Source organism: Streptomyces sp. NPDC058683, assembly GCF_042716195.1.
Classification (GTDB): Bacteria; Actinomycetota; Actinomycetes; order Streptomycetales; family Streptomycetaceae; genus Streptomyces.
In genome coordinates this window covers 224,193-247,368 of record NZ_JBHXSK010000002.1, presented here as the reverse complement: position 1 = coordinate 247,368, position 23,176 = coordinate 224,193, and the positions used below count along the sequence as shown (strand labels likewise).

Sequence of the window (23,176 nt, the reverse complement as noted above, 5' to 3'; positions counted from 1 at the left end):
CGGAGAGAGGCTCGGGGGGTGACCGGGCGGGCCGAAGAGGTGCTCGCGGGTGCTCGCGGGCTACTTGGCAGGGGCGAAGATGCGCTGCGCGGCGACGGCGGCGCCCCCGCGGGCCCATTCCTCGAACGGCAGGGGTCGGACGACGAGGTCGCAGTCGGCCGCGGCACCGAAGGCACGGGCCGCGAAGGTGGTACGGATCTGCTCCTCGTAGAGGTCGTAGGTGGCCACGCCCTCGCCCGAGATGATGATGCGTTCGGGCCCGATGAGGTTGGCCACGGAAGCCAGCGCCAGGCCCAGGGCATGGCCGGCCCGGGCGAAGACGGCGCGGACGTCGGCGTTGCCGGCATGGGCGAGGCGGACCGCCTGGTCCATCGTCAGCACCGGATCGCCCGTCGCCTGGCGGGCCTGCTCCGTGATGGCCTGGGTGGAGGCGACGGCCTCGACGCAGCCGGTGTTGCCGCAGGTGCACACCCGGTCGGTACCGCCCACGGGAAGGTGCCCCACCTCCCCCGAGACGCCGTGGGCTCCGGAGACGACCCGGCCGCCGAGGGAGATGCCGCAGCCGATGCCCGCGCCGACGGTGACCAGGGCGAAGGACGACAGCCCGACCCCGACGCCGAACCACTGTTCCGCGACGGTCAGAGCGCGTACGTCGTTCTCGATCACGGTCGGTATGCCCGTGGCCGTCTGGACGAGTTGGGCGAGGGGAACGCGGCGCCAGTTCAGGAAGGGGGAGTACTGGACGGTGCCGGTGTGGCCGTCGACGTCCCCGGAGATCGTGACGCCGATGCCGTGCAGGGCGCCGACCGCACGGGGCGGTGCCTGCGCGGTCAGCCGGTCGACGAGCCGGGCGATGGCCAGCACGACCGTCCCCACGTCACGGGAGGCGAGGGTGGCGCGGGCGGTGGCCAGGGTCTGTGCGGTGAGGTCGGCCAGCGCACCGATGAGTTCGTCACCGGTGACCTTCACGCCCACGAACCTTGCGCGGTCGGCCCGTACCGCGATCAGCGTGGCCGGCCGGCCGGCGGTGCGCTCGGCCGAGCGGCCCAGCTCGGTGATCCAGCCGTCGGTCAGCAGGGGAGTGGCGACCTTGGTGATCGCGCCGGGTGACAGACCGGTGCGGCGGCCGATCTCGGCGCGGGTGAGCGGGCCGTGCGCGAGCAGGGTCTGGAAGAGCAGAGCGGCCGCGGGTGGCTGATCGGCGAGCGTCATGCGGCGACCATACATTTCCATTGGAAAAGAAGAAAGGAGAAGTACACCGCCGGTCAGCGCCCGTCTTCCCCACTCATCGCCCGAATCCCGATCCATTCTTTCCGCGAATGTCGATGATTCGGGCTGCGTAATATGTTGACGCTGGAAGAAAAGCGTGGCTACATTCGCGGCACCTCGCGACAGGTGGATGGGACGTCCACCGACGCAGGTGGCGGCCGGTTTCCTCCTCGACCGGCCGCGTAAGTCATCGCGGGCTGCGCTCCCGAACGGGCGTCGCCTTACGGCCACTTGGGCGCCCGAACGCCCACTCGACCAATTCCCCATGCGGCTGACCGTGCAGGGGCACTTCCGGGCCTTCCGAGGGCCTCGCCGTGCCTTTCGCGCCGAGATGGAGTAATCACATGGCTCGTCCAGCAGGATCCGCGGCATCCGTACGCCACAGACTCCGCACGGGCGGTGCGCACCTGCGTCGCCTGCCCGTCCTGGCCGCCACCGCCCTGGTGGTGTCCCTCGCCGCACCGACCGCCGCGACGGCGGCCGACGCCTCCCCGTCGACGGCCGACGCCTCCTCGTCGGCGTCGGCTGCCTCGCTGTCGAGCGCCTCGCCGTCGGGTGCCGGCCACCAGCAGGCCCTCCTGGCCGCCAAGCCGTACATGGGCTGGAGCAGTTGGAGCCTGGAGGCCACCAGCTACCCCGGCTACGGCGGGGTGAACTGGCTCACCGAGGCGCACGTCAAGCAGCAGGCCGACGTGGTCGCCAAGAAGCTCAAGTCCCACGGCTACGAGTACATCAACGTCGACGCCGGCTGGGCGAACGGCTTCGACCAGTACGCCCGCCCGACCGCCAACCCCACCACGTTCCCGCGCGGCATGAAGTCTTTGGGCGACTACCTCCACCACAAGGGCCTCAAGTACGGGCTGTACCTGGCCGTGGGCCTGGACCCGGCCGCGTACGGCGACGGGAAGACCCCGATCCACAACGCGCCCGGCTGCACCACCTCGGACGTCGTCTACTCCGACCTGCGCAAGACCAACGGGTGGAACTCCGCCTACAAGATGGACTTCGCCAACCCCTGCGCGCAGAAGTACATCGACTCCCTCGCCGACCAACTGGCCGGGTACGGGGTGGACTTCCTCAAGGTCGACGGGGTGGGGCCGGGTTCCTGGCAGGGCGACGCGGACCACGACAACACCTCGGACGTGCAGGCCTGGCACACCGCGCTCCAGCAGACCGGCCGCCCGATCCAGTTGACGCTGTCCTGGTCGCTCAGCCACACGAAGGCCGAGACCTGGAAGGCCAACTCCAACGGCTGGCGGATCGACACGGACGTCGAGTGCTACTGCAGCACGCTGGTGACCTGGAACAACTCCGTGAAGGGCCGCTGGAACGACGTCGTGCAGTGGATCGACGACGCCGGTCCCGGCCACTGGAACAACCTCGACTCGCTGAACGTCGGAGTCGGCGCCATGGACGGCCTCACCGAGGCCGAGCGGCAGAGCTACATGACCCTGTGGGCCATCGAGTCGGCGCCCCTGTACTCGGGCGACGACCTCACCAAGCTCGACTCCTACGGGCTGAAGCTGCTCACCAACGACGAGGTGATCGCCGTCGACCAGGCCGGCCGTCCGGCGCGGCCGGTCAGCCAGACCACCGACCAGCAGACCTGGTACGCCCGTAATCCCGACGGGAGTTACACCGTCGCGCTGTTCAACCTGGGCTCCGGCAACGCCGACGTCACCGCCGACTTCGCCGACCTGGGCATCGACGGCACGGCAGCGGTCCGCGACCTGTGGCAGCACAAGAACCTCGGCCGTGTCTCCGGGCACCTGACGCAGAATCTGCCGGCGCACGGCTCGCGGCTCTTCACCTTCACCCCGACCCGGCACGGCAACCAGCCCGGCACCCCGCTCGGCGTGCACGGCACCGCCGCCACCTCGACGAGCGTCTCGCTGGCCTGGGACAAGGTGAACACCGGTGCCTCACCCGTCACCCGCTACACCGTCTACGCCGACGGCCGGCCGGCGACCACCACCACCGGCACCACGGCCACGGTCGACGGACTGAGCGCCGCCGACGCCCACACCTTCACCGTCGTCGCCCGCGATGCCAAGGGGCGCAACTCGGCTCCGAGCAAGGCCCTTTCGGTCACCACGCCCGCCTCCACCGGGCCCACCGCCTACGAGGCCGAAGCGTCCGGCAATCCCCTCACCGGCAATGCCGTCGTCGCCGGCTGCGACGGCTGTTCCGGCGGGCAGAAGATCGGCAACCTCGGCGGCGGCGAGGTGGCCATCACCCACGTCAGCGCCCCGAAGGACGGCACGTACCTGCTGAAGCTCGACTACGTGGACGGCGACTCGAGTCGCGTCATCGACCTCACCGTCGGCGCCACCACCCTCCACGTCCCGGTGCCGGGCACCAACGACAACAGCTGGGGTGCCCCGCAGTCGCTCACCGTCCCCGTGCCGCTGAAGGCCGGAGACAACACGCTCAGCTTCGGCAACGCCACCGACTACGCACCCGACATCGACAAGATCACCGTCTGATCCACCAGTCCACCAGCTCGCACCGCTCGTACCGCTCGTACCGCACGCTCGTATCGCACTAAGGAGGGTGCTGTGGTGGTCACATCACAGGGCAACCACGCAACGCCGGTGAAACCGCGGTCCGGTGAACCGGGCGCGGTGGCCACCACGGCCACCTCGGTGGTCAAGAAGATGACCACACCGAGGAAGGGGCGGCGGCCCAGCGCCACCAGGTCGGCGGCGGTTCGCCGCCGGGATCTGCCGGTCGCCCTGCTGCTCATCCTGCCCGCCGTGGTCGGCTTCGCGGCCTTCTACGCCTATCCGACCCTGCGCGGCATCTACCTCAGCTTCACCGAATTCCACGTCCTGAGCCCGCCGCAGTGGGTGGGACTGGCCAACTTCCGGGAGCTGATCGGGGACGACGTCTTCTGGCACTCGCTGCTCGTCACCGTCTACTTCGTCCTGCTGTCCGTCGGCTTCGGCACCCTGATCTCGCTGGTGACGGCGGTGGTGCTGGACCGGGTGACCCGGTCGTCGGTCCTGCGCGGAGTGATCCTGCTGCCGTTCCTGATCTCCAACGTCATCGCCGCCCTGGTGTGGCAGTGGATGCTCGATCCGACCCTCGGCATCGTCAACATCGCGCTCAAGAACCTGACCGGCCACTCCATCCTGTTCTTCGGCAGCGGGGGATGGGCGATCCCCTCGCTCGCCGCGATCAGCGTGTGGAAGTGGATGGGCTACTACGCCCTGCTGATCTTCGCCGGACTGCAGACCATCCCGCCGACCATCTACGAGGCCGGCCGCGTCGACGGCGCGAGCGAGATACAGATGTTCCGTCGGCTGACCGTGCCCCTGCTGCGGCCGATCCTCGTCATGGTGGTCGTCCTGACGGTGATCAACTCCTTCCAGGTGTTCGACATCGTGCAGGTCACCACGAGGGGCGGCCCGGCCAACGCCTCGAACGTGCTGCAGATGTACATCTTCGACAAGGCCTTCCGGCAGTTCGACTTCGGTTACGCCGCCACCATGTCGCTGGCCCTGTTCGCCCTGCTCATCGCGGTCACCTTCACCCAGCTGCGACTCGCCCGCGCCAACGAATCCGACCTGAACTGAAGGAGACCGCCATGGCTGTCACCATCGCACCCGGCCGGGCGACCCTCCCCAAGCGCTCGCCCCGCACCAGCACCCGCAGGTTCTCACCCGGCAGGGCCGTGGCCTGGATCTACCTCGGTGTCATCATCCTCGTCACGCTCTTCCCGTTCTACTGGATCCTGCGCACCGCGCTGTCGAACAACTACAAGCTGGCGACGAATCCGTCCTCGCCGCTGCCGGTGGGCTTCACCTGGGGCGCCTTCGAGCGGGTCCTGGGCCTCGCCTCCACCGCGGAGGCCCAGGACCAGGGCGGCTCCGGCGCCACCCTCGACATCGCGCTCTATCTGCGCAACTCGGTGATCTACGCATCGGTGCAGACCGCGATGATCGTGCTGATCTCCGCGGCCGCCGCCTACGCGTTCTCCCGGCTGCACTGGCGTGGCCGCGACCTGGTGTTCAACATCCTGATCAGCGCCCTGATGGTGCCCAGCGTGTTCACGCTGCTGCCCAACTTCGTCCTCGTGAAGGACCTGGGTCTCACCGACACCTTCGCCGGACTCATCCTGCCCGGCGGCCTCTTCCAGGCCTTCACGCTGTTCTTCCTGCGGCAGTTCATGCTCGGCCTGAGCAGCGAGGTCGAGGAGGCCGCCATCATCGACGGCGCCGGCCCGCTGCGGATCTTCTTCCGGATCATCCTGCCGATGTCGATCGCGCCGATCGCCACCGTGTCACTGCTGATGTACGTCAACGCCTGGAACGACTACTTCTGGCCGCTGCTGATCGCCAACGACCAGAACGTCCAACCGCTCACTCTCGCACTCGGCGTCTTCAAGCAGTCCTCGCCCCAGGCCGCCCCCGACTGGGCGGGCCTGATGGCCGCCGCTCTCATCGCGGCGCTGCCGATGCTGCTGCTCTTCGTCGCCTTCGGCAAACGCATCGTCAACTCCATCGGCTTCTCCGGCCTCAAGTGACCAGTGACAGATGAAAGAAGGAAACATGAGAGTTCGCAAGGCTGTGGCCCTGGGAGCCTCGCTCACCCTGGCGGCCCTCCTCTCCGCCTGCTCCTCCAACTCCGACAGCGGCTCCAGTTCCGGAACCCTGAACTGGTGGACCTGGGACGACAAGCAGGCGGCCGCCTACAAGGTCTGCGCCACGGATTTCGAGAAGGCCAATCCCGGCGTCAAGGTGAAGATCACGCAGTACAACGTCGCGGACTACTTCACCAAGCTCACCGCCGGCTTCGTGGCCAACAAGGCCCCCGACGCGTTCCAGAACAGCGTCCAGTTCTTCCCGCAGTACGCCGACCAGCACCAGCTGCTCCCGCTGGACGACTACATCAAGAAGGACAGCTTCGACCTGTCGCGCTTCTCCGTCGGCGTCGACTCCTGGAAGTACACCGACGGCAAGCAGTACGGCCTGCCCCTGGACTGGGCGGCCACCGGCCTCTACTACAACTCCGACATGCTCACCAAGGCCGGCTACTCCGCCGACGACGTCCAGAAGCTGAACTGGAACCCCGACGACGGCGGCACGATCGGCAAGATGATCGCCCATCTGACCCTCGACACCAAGGGCCGGCGCGGTGACCAGCCGGGCTTCGACAAGGCACACATCAAGACCTACGGCTTCGGCCAGCTGGCAGCCAAGGACTTCCTGGGCCAGTCCACCTGGAGCTCCTTCGTCTCCACGACGGGCTGGCGGCTCGGCAACAAGGCCAACTGGCCGACCGAGCTGAACTACAACGACCCGCGCCTGGTGAAGACCATGAACTGGATCCGCACCCTGGTCGCGAAGGGCTACGCACCCAAGATCGGTACGTTCACCAACACCGTCTCCGACGTCGACCTGCTCTCCTCGGGCAAGGTCGCGATGGAGACCGGCGGATCGTGGTCGGCGTCCACCTTCGCCAAGATCCCCAACATCAAGGTCGGCATCGGTCCCACGGTCCTCGGCCCCGACGGCAAGACCCGTGCGGTCTTCAGCAACTCCAACGGGAACACCATCTGGGCCGGCACGAAGAACCCGGACCTGACCTGGAAGTGGGTCTCCTACATGGGCTCCGAGGCCTGCCAGACCAAGGCGTCGGCGACCGGCACCTTCTTCCCGTCCATCCCCGCCTCGATGGACGCCTCCGCCAAGGCGCTCAAGGCGCAGGGCGTCGACCTCACGGTCTTCACCGACATGCTCAAGAACAAGGAGCTCTACCCCTCCCCGGACTTCAACAACGGCGCGGAGCTGCAGGACGCGATCGAGCCCCTGATCGAGGCATACTTCGGCGGGCAGAAGGACGACAGCGTCTTCGCCGACATGCAGGCCAAGACGAAGGACATCCTGACCAAGAAGTGACCGCCGCCTCTTCGGCGCATCGCGACCGGGACGCGGCCCGTACGGCGCGTCCTGCCGCCCTCCCTGAAAAGAGACCGTATGCCCACCACCCCCGCGCGAATCGTCAGCCTGCGCGCGGCCGGCACCTGCTTCGCCGTCGAACTGACCGAACCGGTGCCCAGAGTCCTGCACTGGGGAGCCGACCTGGGTGAACTGACCACCGAGGACCTGACGGCCCTGAGCCTGACCGCGGAACCCGCGCTGCTCAACAACGCACTGGACACCCCGCGCCGCTTCACCGTCTGGCCCACCGAGGCGGACGGCTGGTCCGGCACCCCGGCCCACCACGGCCACCTGTCCGGCGCCGCCGGCGCTCCCCGTCCGACCCTGACCGGAGCCACCCACCACGTGGACCCCGACGGCGGCGGCGAACTCCGACTGCAGCTGAGCGAGGCGGCGTCCGGCCTGGACATCACGCTCACCTACACCCTGGACGCCCACGGGATCCTCACCGCCGACGCCGTCCTCTCCCGCGCCGAGAGCGCCGACGGCGCCGATCCGGCGCCGTACGACCTGTCCGGCGCACTGACCCTGCTGCCCCTGCCGCGCCGGGCCACCGAGATCCTGGACTTCACCGGCAAGTGGAGCCGGGAGCGCTCCCCTCAGCGGCGCCCGCTGCACCAGGGGTCCCATGTCCGTGACGTGCGACGCGGCAAACCCGGCGTCGACTCTCCCTATCTCCTGACGGTGGGCGTACCCGGCTTCGGATTCGGCACCGGCGAAGTGTGGGCCGTGCACGTGGCCTGGAGCGGCGACCAGCGCTACCTGGTCGAGCAACTCCCCGAAGGAGCAGGCGTACACGCCTCGGCGCTCGGTGGTGGCGAGCTCCTGCGGGCGGGCGAGATCCGCCTGGCGCCCGGCGACTCGTACCGCACCCCCCGCTGCCACTTCGTATGGTCGGCGGACGGTCTGGACGGCATCGCCGACCGCTTCCACCGCCACCTGCGAGCACGCCCCCAGCACCCGCGCGGCCCCCGGCCCCTCGTCCTCAACAGCTGGGAAGGGGTCTACTTCGACCACGACCTCGGCCGGCTCAAGGCCCTGGCCGAGCGTGCCGCCGCGGTCGGGGTCGAGCGCTTCGTGCTCGACGACGGCTGGTTCAGCGGCCGCCGCGCCGACACCGCGGGCCTCGGCGACTGGCTCGCCGACCCGACCGTCTGGCCCGAGGGGCTCAACCCCCTCGCCGACCATGTCCGGGCGCTGGGCATGGACTTCGGACTCTGGGTCGAGCCGGAGATGGTGAACCTCGACTCCCATCTGGCCCGCACCCACCCCGACTGGATCCTGGGCCCCGCCGCCGGCCTCGGCCCGTCCGCACGCCATCAGTACGTCCTGGACCTCTCCCGCCCCGAGGTCTTCGACTATCTGCTGAAGTCGCTGGACACACTGGTCGGGAGCTACGGCATCGCCTACCTGAAGTGGGACCACAACCGGGAACTCCACGAAGCCGTCCACGCCCCCGGCGACCGGCCCGCGGCCCACGCCCAGGTCGAGGCGCTGTACCGGCTGCTGGACGCGGTCAAGCAGCAGCATCCCGGCCTGGAGATCGAGAGCTGCGCCAGTGGCGGCGGCCGGGTCGACCTGGGCGTACTCGCCCGCACCGACCGGGTGTGGCCCTCGGACTGCAACGACCCCGTGGAACGCCAGGCGATCCAGAACTGGACCGGCCAACTCCTCCCGCCCGAACTGGTCGGCTCCCACGTCGGAGCCGCGCGCAGCCACACGACGGACCGCATCACCTCCGACACGTTCCGGCTGGTCACCGCGTTGTTCGGGCACGCGGGCATCGAGCAGGACCTGAACGAGTGCTCGGCACAGGAGCTGACCAGGCTGACCGCCTGGAGCGCGCTGTACCGGGAGCTGCGCCCCCTGCTGCACACCGGTCGCACGGTCCGCGCCGACCTGGAGGACGAGTCCCGCCTACTGCACGGAGTGGTGGCCCAGGACGGATCGAGGGCCCTGTACTCCTGGGCGCGCGTCGCCACTTCCCCCGAAGGCCAGTCCGGCCGCACTACCTTCCCCGGCCTGGACCCCGGCGCCCGCTACCAGCTCCGCGTACGCACCGAGCTCGGCCTGCCCTCGTTCCACCAGGTGGCACCACCCCAGTGGCTGACGGCAGCCCTGGAGGACTGGCTCACCCTGCCCGGCGCCGTCCTGGCCACCGCCGGCCTGCCGATGCCCACCCTCAACCCTGCGCAGGCACTCCTCGTAGAGGTCCGCCGCCAGGACTGAACGCACATTGCCTCAGCGGGTGTTCGGGTTGTCCGTGACCACGGCGGACACAGAGGGCGGCCCGCAACCTCCCGGCTACGGGGTCGCAGCACCGCGTGCGGCCGGGAGAAGGGGGCTCGGGGCCCTACGCCAACCGGTAGGGCCCTGCACCACCGGTCCGTAGTGGCCGGGCGCGATGGTGCCGTCGCTCACCCCGTGCTCTGTACGAAACGGACAACGGTCATATGGGCGGTGCCGTGAACAGGCCGTGGTCCACGTCGTTCTGCAATTCCTTGAGGATCGGTTCGGTCAGGGGATTGGCGGTTCCCCACTGGTCGGTCACCTCCTCGTCCTGGACCGAGTAGTGGTGCGGGTGCCAGGCGTCCTCGTCCAACTCCTCCATCTCCGTGGTGTATTCGACCGTGTTGCCGTGCGGGTCGACGAAGTAGGAGAACGGGTTGTCACCGGCCAGATGACGACCGGGGCCCCATGCCAGGCGGGTCCCGGAGCGGAGCAGCCGTCCGGTTCCGCGCATGAACTCGTCGAGTCCGCGCAGCTCGAAGGAGACGTGGTGGACCGAGGCGTGCGGCCCGGCGGCGATGCCCAGACTGTGGTGCTGCGGGCTGATCCGCATGAAGTTGAGGAGGTCCCCGGCCTGCGGGTGGACGATCGCGTCCGACAGCGCGAAGCCGAGGTGCCGCTCGTACCACTGGCGGGTGGTGGCGACATCGGGCGAGTTGATCACGACGTGCGAGAGCCGGACCGGGATGGACTCCTTCTCCTCGATGCGCCGGTGGACGCGCACCGCGACGTCCGCCGACACCTCGATGGTGCGGCCGTCGACGTCGAAGAACCGGAAGCCGTATCCGCCGCCCGGTGTCTGCAACGTGCCCGGTTCGCCAACCAGTTGGACCCCGCCGGCGATGAGGCGCTCGGCCAGCGTGTCCACGTCCGCGGGCGTCGCCGCACCGTAGGAGACGAGGTCGAGGCGCTTCTCCGCGGCCCTGCGCAGGCGGACCACGTACCGCTCGGGAGATCCCTCGGCGGCCAGGAAGGAGACGCCGTCGTCCTCGTCGACCTCGGTCAGCCCCCACACACCGGCGTAGAAGTCGAGTTGCCTGGCGAAGTCGGGTACGGCGAGGTCGACATGGCGCAGATGCGTCAGCAGACGTTGGGGCATGGGGAGTTCGGTCTCTTCCTGGGGGAGCGGTGGGTGCAGCGGATGATCGGTCACACCGTCAGGCGCGCTGCTCCCGGACAAGTGCTGCCGCGCGTTCCGCGATGGCGAGGACGGTGGCCTGGGTGTTGGCCGTGGGTACGGCCGGAATGACAGAGGCGTCCGCCGCGCGGAGGCCGGTGATCCCGTGGACCCGCAACTCCGTGTCGACCACGGCGAGTTCGTCCGTGCCCAGGCGGCAGGTGCCGGCGTAGTGGAAGTACGTCGCCACGCCCACCCGCAGATGGTCGGCGAGGGACGCGTCGGGGACGCCCGGACCCGGCAGGACCTCTTCCCCCTGCCAGCGGGCCATCGCGGGCGCACGGCCGATGCTCCGGACGATGCGCAGGCCCGCTTCGAGCACGTCCCGGTCGCGTGGGTCGCGGAGATAGCCCGGGTCGATCAGCGCCGGGCTGCTCGGATCGGCGCTGCTCAGGCGCAGCGTGCCACGGCTGTGGGGCGTCATCAGGGCGGCCCCGATGGAGTAGCCCCGTTCGGGGAGCGGGAGCGTCGGAGCGTTGAGCGGCACGCTGATCAGGAAGACCTGGAGATCCGGTACGGCCACGTCGGGGTGACTGCGTACGAGACCGACCAGCTCGCTGTGGTTGATGCTGTCGGGCGGCGGCTCGGCGGTCGCGTAGGTGACGCCGGCGGTGGCGTGGTCGTGCAGGTTCTCCCCGACCCCGGGAAGGTCCGCCACGGGATCGATGCCGAGGCCGGAGAGCTGGGACGCCGGTCCGATGCCCGACCGCAGCAGCACCTGCGGTGTGCCCACGGCACCCGCGCACAGCACGACCTCCCGTTCGCACGACACCGTGACGAGCTCCGAGCCGACGGAGTACTCGACGCCGACGCAACGGTCACCGCGCACCAGCACCCGGTGGACGAGGGCCCCCGTCACCACCCGCAGGTTCGGTCGCTGCCGCGCAGGGGTGAGATAGGCGTCGGCCGCACTCAGACGACGTCCGTCCACGATGGCGAGGTCGGGAAAACCGAACCCCTCCTCCAGCCCGCCGCTGACGTCGTCCGCCCGTGCGTATCCGGCCTGCTGGGCCGCTTCGAGTACGGAGACCGCGAGCGGGCTCGGCGTGGCCGCGGGGGAGACCTCCAGCGGGCCGGACGTGCCGCGGAGCACGGCGTCCCGGTGAGGTGCCGACTCCGTGCGGCGGAAGTAGGGCAGCAGCTCGTCGAACCCCCACCCCTTGGCACCGGCCGCCGACCAGGCGTCGTACCCCGAGCGGTGTCCCCGAAGGTGCAGCATCGCGTTGATCGCCGACGACCCTCCGACGGCCCGGCCGTGCGGCCAGGGCAGCGACACACCGAGCGCCTGCTGCACCACGGTCGCGTCGGGCCAGCTCGTCCCGCCGGCGAGCAGCATGGGCCATGCGGCGGGAATCGCAGACTCGGGCGGCGGTTCCGCCCCCGCTTCCAGGAGGAGGACTCGTGCGCCTTCCTCCTCCGACAGCCTTGCCGCGAGTACGCATCCCGCGCTGCCGGCCCCCACGATCACGTAGTCGAACTTCGGTGCGGTGAACCGCATTTGAACTCCACGGAAGCAAAGAGGATGTATCGCCCAGCCGCAGTCGGCACCAGGTGAATGAACTTTCAGTCATGGGATCTGGGCTGTCAACTCGGGGCCCCAGCTGACGGGAACGGTCCGGCAGTGCGGAGATGGCTGGCTGTTCAGGAGGTGTCCGTTCGGCATCATCGCCGAGATCGTCGAGCGGGCCTCGCGGCGGGTGAGGCGGTGCAGGTTGATGTTCTTTGCTTGAGCACGCTAATATGTACAGATGACCGTCGAAGGTCCCCTGGGTGCTCAGGAAGAACACTTCTGGCGCGCCCTGATGCGCGTCGTCGTCGCGCTGCCGCGCTCGCTCGACGACGATCTGCTGCGCTCCGCGGGGCTGACGCTCACCGAGTACCTCGTGCTCATGAACCTCTCCGAGGCCGAGAAGCAGGAACTCCGCATGACGGATATCGCCTCGGCGACCGCGCTGTCCGCGAGCCGTATCACCCGTGTCGTGGATGCTCTGCAGAGCCGCGGCCAGGTCGTCAAACGGCGCTACGAAGGTGACGCCCGGGGAAATGTCGCGACCCTCACCCCGGAAGGGCTGAAGCGGCTTCAGGCGGCATACCCGATACACCTGGCGAGCGCCCGGAAGCGGGTCATGGACCATCTCGACCGTCGGTCGCTGTCGGCCATGGCGAGGCAGTTCGAAGCGATGGGCGAGCACCTCGACTGAGGTCGTGACCAGGCGCGACCGGCGCGCCTGCCTGATGCCCGTGATCGAACGTCGCCGCGGCGGCCCGGGCGTCCTGTTCAGTCGGCCTTTGTCCCGGGTGCTCCCATCCGCAGTCCGTCCATGACCAGGTCGAAGAGGCGGGCGGCTCGTGCTTCCCAGTCGCCCTGCGGATCGATCGTGAACAGGCCGACGATGGCGAGGAAGAAGTCGTCCGCGGTGACGCCGGGGCGGATGGTGCCGGCCTTCTCGGCGGCGCGGAGCAGGAGTTCGGACGCGGCGGTCACCGGGGTGTACTCGGGCTTCGCCGCCGTGCCCGTGGCCTGTCGGATCGCGTCGGCCAGACCGGCCTTGGCCATGGCGAACCGGGCGAGTCGGTCCATCCACTCGCGCAGCGCCCGGTCGGGTTCCCGGGTCTCGAGAAGGTGGGTCGCGTAGTCGGCGACCTGCTGCATCTCGTGGCGGTAGATCTCCAGGACGAGCGCCTCGCGGTTGGGGAAGTTGCGGTAGAACGTGCCCTGGCCGACGCCCGCCTTCTTGGCGATCGCGCTCAGCGGGGTGTCGGCGGAGCGGGTCAGTTCGGCCAGGGCCACTTCCAGGATGCGTTCGCGGTTGCGCTGCGCGTCGGAGCGCAACGGTGCGTCCTTCTTCTCCGGCACTCGTGCCCTCCTCGCGGGCTCGCGGAGGGGCCCGGCCTTGCTAAGCGGACAGCTGTCCGGTACGTTCCCTGGTAGCGGACAGTTGTCCGGTTGGTTGCATCATAGCCCTGGCCGAGCTGATCCAGCCACGTACTGAGCTGCCTCTTTGTCTCCTGGTGCACCCGATTTTCCAATACGCCTGCGTGCCGGACCGCCTTCTCGGCGCGTTCCGGACCTGCGAAAGAAGGCTGATCATGGTTTTGGCCGGTCCGTCGACGCACAGCGCCATCACCCTGAACATCAACGGCGAGAAACACTCCCTGTCCGTCGATCACCGCACCACCCTCCTGGACGCCCTGCGCGAGCGGCTCGCGCTCACCGGTACCAAGAAGGGCTGCGACCAGGGGCAGTGCGGGGCCTGCACGGTTCTGGTCGACGGCCGCCGGACCGTGGCCTGTCTGCAACTGGCGGTGGCCGCCGAGGGGCGGGAGATCACCACCGTCGAAGGCCTGGCCGACGGCGAACGACTGCACCCGGTGCAGCAGGCCTTCCTCGACCTCGACGGCTACCAGTGCGGTTACTGCACACCTGGCCAGATCTGTTCGGCCGTCGCGGTGATCGAGGAGCACGCGGCCGGCTGGCCGAGCGCCGTCACCGGCGACGTACGGCCCGAGGCGGGACCGCCGCCGCTGACCGCCGAGGAGATCCGCGAGCGGATGAGCGGCAACCTGTGCCGCTGCGGCGCGTACGTGTCGATCGTTCAGGCGGTCGCCCAGGCGGCAGCGGCCCAGACGGAGACCACGGAGGCGGCGGCATGAGGGAGTTCGGCTATCAGCGTGCATTCGACGTCTCCGGCGCGGTCGCGCTGCTCGACGCCGATCCGGACGCGAGGTTCCTCGGCGGCGGCACCAACCTCGTCGACCTCATGAAGACGGGCGTCGAGCGGCCCGGCCGGCTCGTCGACGTACGTGAACTCCCGCTGGACCGCATCGAGTCGACGCCCGACGGCGGCCTGCGGATCGGCGCCACCGTCACCAACAGCGACCTCGCCGCCCACCCCGAAGTGCGGCGCCGCTACCCGGCGTTGACGCAGGCGGTGCTGGCCGGCGCCTCCGGGCAGCTGCGCAACATGGCCACGGTCGGCGGGAACCTGCTCCAGCGCACCCGCTGCGGCTACTTCGCCGACGTGGCCCAGCCGTGCAACAAGCGCACCCCCGGCAGCGGTTGCCCCGCCGTCGCGGGCGAGCACCACAACGCCGCGATCCTCGGCGCCTCCGACCACTGTGTGGCCGTACACCCCTCGGACATGGGCGTGGCGCTCACCGCCTTCGACGCCGTCGTGTCGTACGAAACGGCCGCCGGGTCCGGCGAGTTGCCGCTCGCCGAGTTCTATCTGCCGGTCGGTGACACCCCGCACCGGGAGACCGCCCTGCCGCAGGGTGCGCTGATCACCGGCGTCACCCTGCCGCCCGCGCCGGTCGCCGCCACCTCGCGCTACCGGAAGGTGCGGGAGCGGGCCTCGTACGCGTTCGCGATCGGGTCCGTCGCCGCCGCGCTCGACGTGGAGGCGGGGGCCGTCCGCGAGGTGCGGCTCGCGCTCGGAGCGGTCGCGTCGCGGCCTTGGCGAGCCCTGGAGGCCGAGCGGGTGCTCAAGGGCGCCCCCGCCGATGCCCGTACCTTCGCCGCCGCCGCGGACGCCGAACTGGCCGCGGCCCGGCCCCTGCCGCACAACGGATACAAGGTGACCCTGATGCGCAACCTCGTGGTGGCCGTGCTGACCGAACTCGCCGAGGAGGCAGCCCGATGACCACCGTCACCCCCCTGAAGGGCTCCGTCGGCACGGCGCACACCCGCGTGGAGGGACGTGACAAGGTCACCGGCGCCGCCCGGTACGCGGGAGAGATCCCCTTCGCCGAACTCGCCCATGGCTGGCTGGTGTTGTCCACGATCGCCCGCGGCCGCATCCGGGCCGTGGAAGCCGACGCCGTCCTGGCCATGCCCGGCGTCCTCGCCGTCCTGCACCACGGGAACGCCCCGCACCTGGAGACCGACTACGACGGGCTCATGGGGAACAGGCCCGACCCGTCCATCGCGCTCTTCCAGCACGACCGGGTGCCGCACGCGGGCTGGCCCGTGGCGCTGGTCGTCGCCGAGACCTCCGAGCAGGCCAGGGAGGCCGCCGAGACGCTCGTGGTGCACTACGAGCGGGAGCCGCACGACATCGCGTTCGCCGACGGGCGTCCGGACGCGTACACCGTGGCGGACGTTCCGCACGCCGCGGCCGTGACCGCGAAGGGCGACCTGGAGGCCGAACTCGCCCGGTCCGCGCTCGTCGTGGACGCCGAGTACACCACGCCCGAGGAACACCACAACCCGATGGAGCCCCACGCGGCGACCGCCCACTGGGACGGCGGCCGCCTCGAGGTCGTCGACTCCAACCAGGGCGCCATCTGGGTCAAGGGCGAACTCGCGAACCTGTTCTCGCTCGACCCGGCCTCCGTGCGCGTACGCTCCGAACACATCGGCGGCGGCTTCGGCTCCAAGGGCGTCCGCGCCCACCAGGTGGCCGCCGTCATGGCCGCGACCCTCCTGCGCCGCCCCGTGCGCGTCGTACTGACCCGCCGTCAGATGTTCTCCCTGGTCGGCTACCGCAGCCCCACCGCACAGCGTGTCAGGCTCGGCGCCGACCCCGACGGGCGGCTGCGCGCGCTGGAGCACCGGTCGCTGAACCTCTCCTCGACGGTGCACGAGTTCCTGGAGCCCGCCGCCATGCCGGCCCGGGTGCTCTACGACGCCCCGGCCCACCACACCGCCCACCGGATCGTACGGCTCGACGTGCCGACCCCGACCTGGATGCGCGCGCCGGGCGAGGCGCCGGGGTCGTTCGCGCTGGAGTCGGCGCTCGACGAACTGGCCGAGAAGTGCGGCGTCGACCCGATCGAGCTGCGCGCCCGCAACGAGCCCGAGACCGGGCCGGTGTCCGGGCTGCCCTTCGTCGGCCGCGATCTGATCGCCTGCTTCCGGGAGGGCGCCCGGCGGTTCGGCTGGGCCGACCGCGATCCGCGTCCCGGCCTGCGCCGCGACGGCCGCTGGCTGCTCGGCACCGGAACGGCGGCGGCCTCGTTCCACGCCGCAGCCGTGCCGTCCACGGCGGCGGTGACCGCGGAGGCCGACGGCGGCTTCACCGTCCGTATCTCCGCGGCGGACATCGGCACCGGCGCGCGTACGGCCCTCACCCTGATCGCCGCCGACGCGCTGGAGGTGGCGCCGGACCGCGTCCGGGTGCTGATCGGGGACAGCGACTTCGGCCCGGCCATGATCGCGGGCGGCTCGATGGGCACCAGCTCCTGGTCCTGGGCGGTCACCGCGGCGGCGGAGGAACTGCGCGAGCGACTCGCCCTGGGCGGCGGCATCCCTCCGGAGGGCGTCACCGTCCGCTCGAACACCGCGGCGGCCATCGCGGCACTCCCGCAGAAGGAACGGCACTCCTACGGCGCCCACTTCGCCGAGGTCGCCGTCGACGTCACGACCGGCGAGGTACGGGTCCGCCGGATGCTCGGCATTTTCGCGGCGGGCCGGATCATCAACCCGCTGACCGCCCGCAACCAGTTCGTCGGCGGCATGATCTGGGGCATCTCCATGGCCCTGCACGAGGAGGCGGTCCGGGATGGGGCTTCGGGTGCCCACGTCGGCGCCGACCTCGCGGGCTACCACTTCGCGGCCAACGCCGACGTCCCGCTCGTCGAGGCGGACTGGCTGCCCGAGGACCCGGACGAGGACGACCCCCTCGTCATCAAGGGCATCGGCGAGATCGGCATCGTGGGGGCCGCGGCGGCGGTCGGCAACGCGGTCTGGCACGCGACCGGCGTACGCCATCGCAGCCTGCCCATCCGCCCCGACCGCGTCCTGCAGGCAGGCCGAGATGCTTGACCTCGCCGCGGAGTTGAGCGAGTGGGCCGCGGAGGGCCGCGACTTCGCCGTCGCCACGGTGGTGTCCGTCGGCGGCAGCGCGCCGCGCCCTCCCGGCGCCGCCCTCGCGGTCGACAGCGCGGGCACGGCGATCGGCTCGGTCTCCGGCGGATGCGTGGAAGGGGCGGTGTACGACCTGTGCGTCCAGGTCCTCGACAGCGGCGAGCCGGTCCTTGAGACATTCGGCTACAGCGACGAGGACGCTTTCGCGGTGGGTCTGACGTGCGGTGGAACGATCCAGATCCTGGTCACCGCGGTGACGGGGGACGCACCGGACAGAGAGCTGTACGAGGCGGCGCTGGCGTCGGCGGCTCGGGGGGAGCCGACGGCACTGGCCAGGGTGATCCGTGGACCGGCCGGACTTCTCGGCACACCTGTGCACGCGCCCACCCAGGGGCGCGGGGCGGTGACCTGTGCGGCTCCGCCGCCCGGGCGTGACAACCCACCACGGACCCGCACCGCATCCGCGACCTTCCCCGTGGATCGCATCACCGCCGAGGCCCTGGCCATGCTGACCGCCGGAGGCACCCGCACCCTCGAAGTCTCGGAGGACGGCTCCCACTGCCCCGGCGGCCTCACCCTGTTCATCGAGACCCGTGTCCCGCCACCCCGCATGATCGTCTTCGGTGCGATCGACTTCGCCGCCGCACTCGTGCGCGCCGGAAAGCTCCTCGGCTACCACGTGACCGTGTGCGACGCCCGCCCCGTCTTCACCACCCGGGCCCGTTTCCCCGACGCGGACGAGGTCGTGGTCGACTGGCCGGACCGCTACCTCCGGAGTACGGAGACCGACGCACGCACGGTCCTGTGCGTGCTGACCCACGACGCCAAGTTCGACGTACCCCTGCTGGAGGCGGCCCTGCGGATGCCGGTCGCCTACGTCGGCGCGATGGGCTCCCGTCGAACGCACGCCGACCGGGAGCGCAGGCTGCGCGAAGTCGGCCTGGAGGATGCGGAGTTGGCCCGTCTCCGGTCGCCCATCGGCCTCGACCTCGGCGCCCGCACGCCCGAGGAGACGGCACTGTCCATCGCGGCGGAGATCGTCGCGATGCGGCGGGGCGGGACGGGCACGCCGCTGACCGGCTCGGCGACGCCGATTCACCGGGGCACGGCGGAGTGGGCTGCGCTGGCGCGCCGGGAAGCCGGCTGGGCACCCTCGCCGAGGTCATCGAGTGCCCGAGTGCCGGCGGTCGGACCGGGATCGTCGACGGCACGGATTTCCGTGTGCGACGCCCGGCCGTAGGCCGCAAGGACCGGGACGGAGTCGTCTCTGCGGCAGGACCGGGCAGAACGCCGTGAAGACCGTGGTCCGCACGGGCGCCGGGGGGCGCGTGCCGGTCACACAGGGCGGGTCTGCCGGCGCCCGAGCGACGTGGCGGCGCCGGTCAGTAGCCAGTCGAGGCCAAGCTCGAAACTCGCTTCCGGGTCGTCGTTGTACAGCAACTCGGTGAAACCCGTGTCGGCCAGGTGAGGCAGGTGGCCGGCGTCGATCTGTGCCTGGACGAATTCAGTGGTGGCGTCGCGGCGCGCGGTATGTGCTTCGGCTGTGGCGCGGCGACGGATCCCGCCCGACAGTTCGGCCGTGACGTGGCCGAGCGTGAAGGTGTCGACCATGAGGATGAGCGCCCGGCGAACGGCGTTGTCGGCATCGAGTTCGCGAACCGCGGCGGCGGACTCGTCCATGCGCTTGAGTGAGGCGGGGCCGATCGGGCAGCCGGTGTCACGCGTCGCAACCAACCAGGGGTGGCGCAGGACTGCAGCCCGGTTGTATCTGGCGATCAGGCGCAGCGCCTCCCGCCAGTCGCCGGGCACATCACCCACGAGTGTCTCCTCGACCACCGCGTCGTGCATGAGGTCGAGGAGGTCGTCCTTGCTGCCGAAATGCGAGTAGAGACTCATCGGGCGGGCCTTCAGTTCGCCGGCGATCCTGCGGATGGAGACGGCGTCGAGGCCCTCGCTGTCGGCAACCGCGATCGCCGCTCGGACGATCCGCTCGCGGGTCAGCGGCTGGGGCTTCGACTCTTGCTCGGCCTCGCGAATCCAGAACGGCCGGCTGTGGCCCTCGGGCAGGCGGTCGTCGGGGGAGGGCAGCGGAGGTGTCGGCACGAACCGAAGTGTAGCGAGACGCGGTCCGTGTGCGCGATACACCGTATCGAGAGCCGATACGGTGTATCGTCCGTGCCGCGAGAGCTTCGCCGGCTGCTTCGGACCGTTGCCCATGACCCAACCGTGCCCTCCGCGAGGCCCCGAAGCGCCGTCCGGGTTTGCGCACCGCCACTGTGTGCTTGCGGCTGTCACGGAAGGAAAAGAAGATGGAGACCCTTCTCTGCTATCGATTCGTCGAGGACGACCTCACCTCGGCGAACGGAAACATGTCCTGGCAGGTCGGACAATGGAACAAGGTGAACGGACCCATCGTCTGCTGTTCCACCGGTCTGCACGCCTCGCTGACGCCCAGGGACTCCGTCCGGAACGTATTCGGAAAACGGTGGTTCATCGCAGAAGCGCGAGGCGAGATTTCCCGGCGTGGCAATAAGTTCGCCGCGAGGGAAATGAGGCTCGTCGAAGAGATTCCCCTTGTCGTTCTGCGCCGGTTCGCCATCGAATGCGCGAAAGGCAGCCTCGACTACATCGAGCAGCGGAAATCGGTCGATATTCGAATACGTCGATGCATCGAGGCCGCACAGGGTTATCTTGACGGCGAACTCCGGGAGGAGGAAATGCTGGAAGGGCGCGAAGCCGTCGGCGATGCGCTGGCCTCCGGGGTGGTCGCCGGTGCCGACACCGGACGCGCCGTAGCTGCCGCGATCGCCGCATCTCGTGCCGCAGACGGGAATGCCGCGGACTGGGCGGCCGCCGCGGCAGGGGCTGCGTACGCTGCACAAGCCGCCGCGGATGCCATCAAGGCGGCCGGCGACCTTTCGGCCTCGTACGCGGCGGTGCACGATGTCGCAGCAGCTATCGCGGCCACGCGTGCCGCTGATCACGCGGCAGCCGCCGCGCACACAGCCGCCGCTGCCGGAGCCGTCGCACATGCCGCGGCCGTGGCCGCGGCCCGCGGTGTGTATGCGGCGGACACCGTGTCCGACGCCTATTTCGTGGCCTTCTCGGCGTTCGCCGAACACCCCGCCGATCAGCACTACGCGGCTCAGAACGAGAGACTGCTCAAGCTGATCGCCGGCTCGACAGGAATGCACGCATAACCGACCGCCGGCCGAGTCGCGGCCACCGCCGGCGACCTGCCCCAGCCACGTCAGCGCCCGCCCTCGCGCGGGCGCTGACACCGGGGGTGGCCGTACCGATCGCCAACTACGCCCGTCACGCACCGTCGTTCGGCCGCCCCGGCTGTCGGACCTCGGGCATATGTTGTCGCCCATGACTCCTGACCTGATCCGCCGGCTCGCCCCGTTCCGTGAGGAAGCGCTGAGCCGCGGCATACCGTCCCAGGACATCGAGCGGTGGATCGCCATGGCCCGCCGGTCCGGGACACTCGTCACGAGCGGGGACGGACCGGTCGTCGGCCGGTTCGGCGGCCCGCTGATGCTGCCCGCGGATGCCCCCGACCCCTGGTTCCCCCTGCTCGCCACCCTCGACTGCGCGGCCCTCCCCGAGGAGGTGACGGGCCTTCCGCTGCCGGCCGACGGCCATCTGCTGCTCTTCGGCTTTCCCGAGATGACGTACTACAGCGCCAGTGCCGGCGAGGTCGTGTACGTCCCCGCCGGGACACCCGTCGAGGAGCGGGAGACGAAGTACCCCTGCGTCTACGGCGAGGAGGGAGACGCCTTCGACGACGACCAGATGGTGCGCATCTACGAGCAGTTCCCGCAGGACGAGCTGCGCCTGTCGGCCGACGTCTGCCTGCCGTACCACTTCCTGATCCCGTCCCCTGAGCCCGGCCAGGAGGCCGCTCCGCTGCCAGACCATCCCCGCGCCTGGGAACTGGCCGAAGCGTGGACGGACACGTGCGGCGACATCATCGTCGACGGCCCGCTGCACATCGGCGGGTATGCCTGCCACGAGTGCACGGAAACGGACCCTGTCCTGGACGCCGCACAGGAGGCGGCGCAGCATCGACGGCACCGAACCGCGGAGCCGGGCGAGCCCGTCGACGCTGTGGAACTGCCCGCCCCCGAGGACTGGACGCTGCTCGCCCAGTGGGACATCGGTCTCACGGGGCGGGAGGGATCCACCCTGCACTGGGTGATCGCGCGACAGGACCTGGCCGAACGACGCTTCGACCGCGCGCACGTTTCGTTCTTCTGGAATCCCTGAGCCGACGACAGCCCAGGAGCGTCAGGGCACCGGCTGAGATGCTCGGCGAGAAGTGGGTTCCCGCGGTGTGGCAACCTCCAACGGGGACCGGACGGTTACCCGTTCGTGCATCCCCACAATGCTGTGGCATCACCTCGCGAACGCCGGCGCCGACACCGCATGCCGCTCACGACGGTGGCCCTCGTCGCGACCGTGGTCGTCGCCCTGCTGGCCGGGCGGGCTCAACCGAGGCCCCGCCGCGAGGTGTTGGGCGTCTGTCACCTGCCCCAGATCTTTCGGTACGCCTGCCGGTAGCCCGACGGGTCCCAGGACGAGGTTCCTTCGCTGTTGGCCGCCGTGGAGACGTGCACGGGTGCGACGTAGCCGCTGGCCGGACGGCCGGAGAAGGCGCGGTTGAACTCGTCGGCGATCTGCCAGCCCTGCAGCGTCAGCGGCTCGGGGACGGTGGCCGCCTGGTACTGGTCGCCGTTGATGCGCTGGAAGGCGGACGGGTCGCCGTCACCGGCGCCGATGTTGAAGGGCGGGCCTGCGCCCCTCTCGCCGGCCGCGCGGAAGGCGGGGGCGGCGTCGGCGAAGTACAGGTCGTTGATCGCGACGGAGTAGCTCCACCGGCTTCCGAAGCGGGCGAGGAGGGTGGAGACCTCCCTGGCGGTACGGCTGCTCGTGTCCGGGATCGGGATGTTCTCGTACGCCAGCAGCCGCACGCCCGCACACGTGGCCAGCCCCTTCCTGATCAGCTCGGACTTGTGGCGGGCGAACGGGATCGAGGCGTCGGTGAACAGGACGACCCCGGCGTTGCCCCGGGAGTGCGCGACGACCCACTGCGCGCTGATCGCGGCGACGTCGCCGACGTCTGTGGTGATGTTGGTGAAGAGCTTGGGCTTCGTACTGGGGCCGGGGGAGGTGACCGCGTGCCAGCCGATGAGGGGGATGCCCGCCGCGTTGGCCCGCTGGACCTGCTGCGAGGTCGAGTCGGGGTCGAAGCCGCCGATGACGATGCCCGGGGGCCGGAGGGCCACCGCCTCGCTCAGCGCCGCCTGGATCCCGGCTGGGGTGCCCTCGCCGTCGATCACCCGGACGTTCCAGCCGATGACCTTCGCGGCCTCCCGCAGGCCCTTGGCGACGCCCGCGACTCCGGGGTTGGTCATGGTCTGCGCGACGAAGACGATCGTCTTGCCGGACACCGCCCTGGGGCCGCTGGTCGGCCCGTTCCAGGGGACGTCGGTCCGCTCCGCCCGGGCGACGGCGGCCTTGGCCCGTGCCTGGACCGCGGGGCAGCCGCTCGGACCGGTGGCGGAGGCCGCGGGGCTGTCCGGCAGGCCGCGTTCGCAGCCCGCGAGGGCGGTCACCGCCGCCAGCAGGGCGAGGGAGACGCATCGGGCGGGGGAGGCCTTGCGGCTGCGGTGCACGGGGGCTCCT

18 protein-coding genes are annotated in these 23,176 nt (G+C 70.3%); 12 read left to right on the top strand and 6 right to left on the bottom strand.

Features of this window, described 5'->3' with window-relative positions:
* Nucleotides 1-60: 60 nt before the first annotated feature.
* Nucleotides 61-1,212: an ROK family protein gene (locus ACFWXC_RS03165; RefSeq protein ID WP_384472132.1), complete on the bottom strand. Its 1,152-nt coding sequence runs from the start codon at nucleotides 1,210-1,212 to the stop codon at nucleotides 61-63.
* 401 nt (nucleotides 1,213-1,613) lie between these two features.
* Here ACFWXC_RS03165 and ACFWXC_RS03160 point away from each other — a divergent pair, with 401 nt between their 5' ends.
* From ACFWXC_RS03160 to ACFWXC_RS03140, 5 genes are all read left to right on the top strand, one after another.
* The gene (locus tag ACFWXC_RS03160; protein WP_384472129.1) at nucleotides 1,614-3,755 is read left to right on the top strand and encodes a fibronectin type III domain-containing protein; all 2,142 of its coding nucleotides are present in this window, start codon (nucleotides 1,614-1,616) and stop codon (nucleotides 3,753-3,755) included.
* A gap of 72 nt (nucleotides 3,756-3,827) precedes the next feature.
* The gene (locus tag ACFWXC_RS03155) at nucleotides 3,828-4,847 is read left to right on the top strand and encodes a carbohydrate ABC transporter permease (RefSeq protein WP_384472127.1); all 1,020 of its coding nucleotides are present in this window, start codon (nucleotides 3,828-3,830) and stop codon (nucleotides 4,845-4,847) included.
* Nucleotides 4,848-4,858: 11 nt separating this feature from the next.
* Nucleotides 4,859-5,797 carry a carbohydrate ABC transporter permease gene (locus ACFWXC_RS03150; protein ID WP_384472124.1) on the top strand — a complete coding sequence of 313 codons (939 nt, stop codon included), beginning with the start codon at nucleotides 4,859-4,861 and terminating at the stop codon, nucleotides 5,795-5,797.
* Nucleotides 5,798-5,822: 25 nt separating this feature from the next.
* On the top strand, nucleotides 5,823-7,172 hold the full coding sequence (locus tag ACFWXC_RS03145; RefSeq protein ID WP_384472121.1) for an ABC transporter substrate-binding protein: 1,350 nt from the start codon (nucleotides 5,823-5,825) through the stop codon (nucleotides 7,170-7,172).
* A gap of 78 nt (nucleotides 7,173-7,250) precedes the next feature.
* Nucleotides 7,251-9,443, top strand: coding sequence for an alpha-galactosidase (locus ACFWXC_RS03140; RefSeq protein WP_384472118.1), 2,193 nt, complete (start codon nucleotides 7,251-7,253; stop codon nucleotides 9,441-9,443).
* A gap of 220 nt (nucleotides 9,444-9,663) precedes the next feature.
* Here ACFWXC_RS03140 and ACFWXC_RS03135 read toward each other — a convergent pair whose 3' ends face one another.
* Complete coding sequence (locus ACFWXC_RS03135; RefSeq protein ID WP_384472115.1) at nucleotides 9,664-10,602, bottom strand: VOC family protein; 939 nt, start codon at nucleotides 10,600-10,602, stop codon at nucleotides 9,664-9,666.
* 58 nt (nucleotides 10,603-10,660) lie between these two features.
* Nucleotides 10,661-12,178 (bottom strand): GMC family oxidoreductase, encoded by a 1,518-nt coding sequence (locus ACFWXC_RS03130; RefSeq protein ID WP_384472112.1) that lies wholly within the window; start codon nucleotides 12,176-12,178, stop codon nucleotides 10,661-10,663.
* A gap of 250 nt (nucleotides 12,179-12,428) precedes the next feature.
* Here ACFWXC_RS03130 and ACFWXC_RS03125 point away from each other — a divergent pair, with 250 nt between their 5' ends.
* On the top strand, nucleotides 12,429-12,881 hold the full coding sequence (locus ACFWXC_RS03125) for a MarR family winged helix-turn-helix transcriptional regulator (protein ID WP_384472109.1): 453 nt from the start codon (nucleotides 12,429-12,431) through the stop codon (nucleotides 12,879-12,881).
* Nucleotides 12,882-12,958: 77 nt separating this feature from the next.
* On the opposite strand, the gene ACFWXC_RS03120 is transcribed toward ACFWXC_RS03125, so the two are convergent.
* A complete protein-coding gene (locus ACFWXC_RS03120) occupies nucleotides 12,959-13,537 on the bottom strand; it encodes a TetR/AcrR family transcriptional regulator (RefSeq protein ID WP_384472106.1) in 579 nt (192 codons plus the stop codon).
* Between the two features lie 233 nt (nucleotides 13,538-13,770).
* Here ACFWXC_RS03120 and ACFWXC_RS03115 point away from each other — a divergent pair, with 233 nt between their 5' ends.
* The 4 genes from ACFWXC_RS03115 to ACFWXC_RS03100 are packed head-to-tail and all read left to right on the top strand — an operon-like array spanning nucleotide 13,771 to nucleotide 18,728.
* On the top strand, nucleotides 13,771-14,334 hold the full coding sequence (locus ACFWXC_RS03115; RefSeq protein WP_384472103.1) for a (2Fe-2S)-binding protein: 564 nt from the start codon (nucleotides 13,771-13,773) through the stop codon (nucleotides 14,332-14,334).
* Nucleotides 14,331-15,323 (top strand): FAD binding domain-containing protein, encoded by a 993-nt coding sequence (locus tag ACFWXC_RS03110; RefSeq protein ID WP_384472100.1) that lies wholly within the window; start codon nucleotides 14,331-14,333, stop codon nucleotides 15,321-15,323. Before ACFWXC_RS03115 ends, ACFWXC_RS03110 begins: the two co-directional genes overlap by 4 nt.
* Nucleotides 15,320-17,446, top strand: coding sequence for a xanthine dehydrogenase family protein molybdopterin-binding subunit (locus ACFWXC_RS03105; protein ID WP_384472097.1), 2,127 nt, complete (start codon nucleotides 15,320-15,322; stop codon nucleotides 17,444-17,446). Before ACFWXC_RS03110 ends, ACFWXC_RS03105 begins: the two co-directional genes overlap by 4 nt.
* A complete protein-coding gene (locus tag ACFWXC_RS03100) occupies nucleotides 17,439-18,728 on the top strand; it encodes an XdhC family protein (RefSeq protein ID WP_384472094.1) in 1,290 nt (429 codons plus the stop codon). Before ACFWXC_RS03105 ends, ACFWXC_RS03100 begins: the two co-directional genes overlap by 8 nt.
* A gap of 95 nt (nucleotides 18,729-18,823) precedes the next feature.
* On the opposite strand, the gene ACFWXC_RS03095 is transcribed toward ACFWXC_RS03100, so the two are convergent.
* Nucleotides 18,824-19,591 carry a TetR/AcrR family transcriptional regulator gene (locus ACFWXC_RS03095; protein ID WP_384472091.1) on the bottom strand — a complete coding sequence of 256 codons (768 nt, stop codon included), beginning with the start codon at nucleotides 19,589-19,591 and terminating at the stop codon, nucleotides 18,824-18,826.
* A gap of 206 nt (nucleotides 19,592-19,797) precedes the next feature.
* Between ACFWXC_RS03095 and ACFWXC_RS03090 the strand changes: the two genes are divergently transcribed.
* Nucleotides 19,798-20,688: a hypothetical protein gene (locus ACFWXC_RS03090; RefSeq protein WP_384472088.1), complete on the top strand. Its 891-nt coding sequence runs from the start codon at nucleotides 19,798-19,800 to the stop codon at nucleotides 20,686-20,688.
* 172 nt (nucleotides 20,689-20,860) lie between these two features.
* The gene (locus tag ACFWXC_RS03085) at nucleotides 20,861-21,757 is read left to right on the top strand and encodes a DUF1963 domain-containing protein (protein ID WP_384472085.1); all 897 of its coding nucleotides are present in this window, start codon (nucleotides 20,861-20,863) and stop codon (nucleotides 21,755-21,757) included.
* Between the two features lie 257 nt (nucleotides 21,758-22,014).
* Here ACFWXC_RS03085 and ACFWXC_RS03080 read toward each other — a convergent pair whose 3' ends face one another.
* Entirely contained in the window at nucleotides 22,015-23,166 is a 1,152-nt protein-coding gene (locus ACFWXC_RS03080) for a substrate-binding domain-containing protein (RefSeq protein WP_384472083.1), read from the bottom strand.
* Between the last annotated feature and the right edge of the window lie 10 nt (nucleotides 23,167-23,176).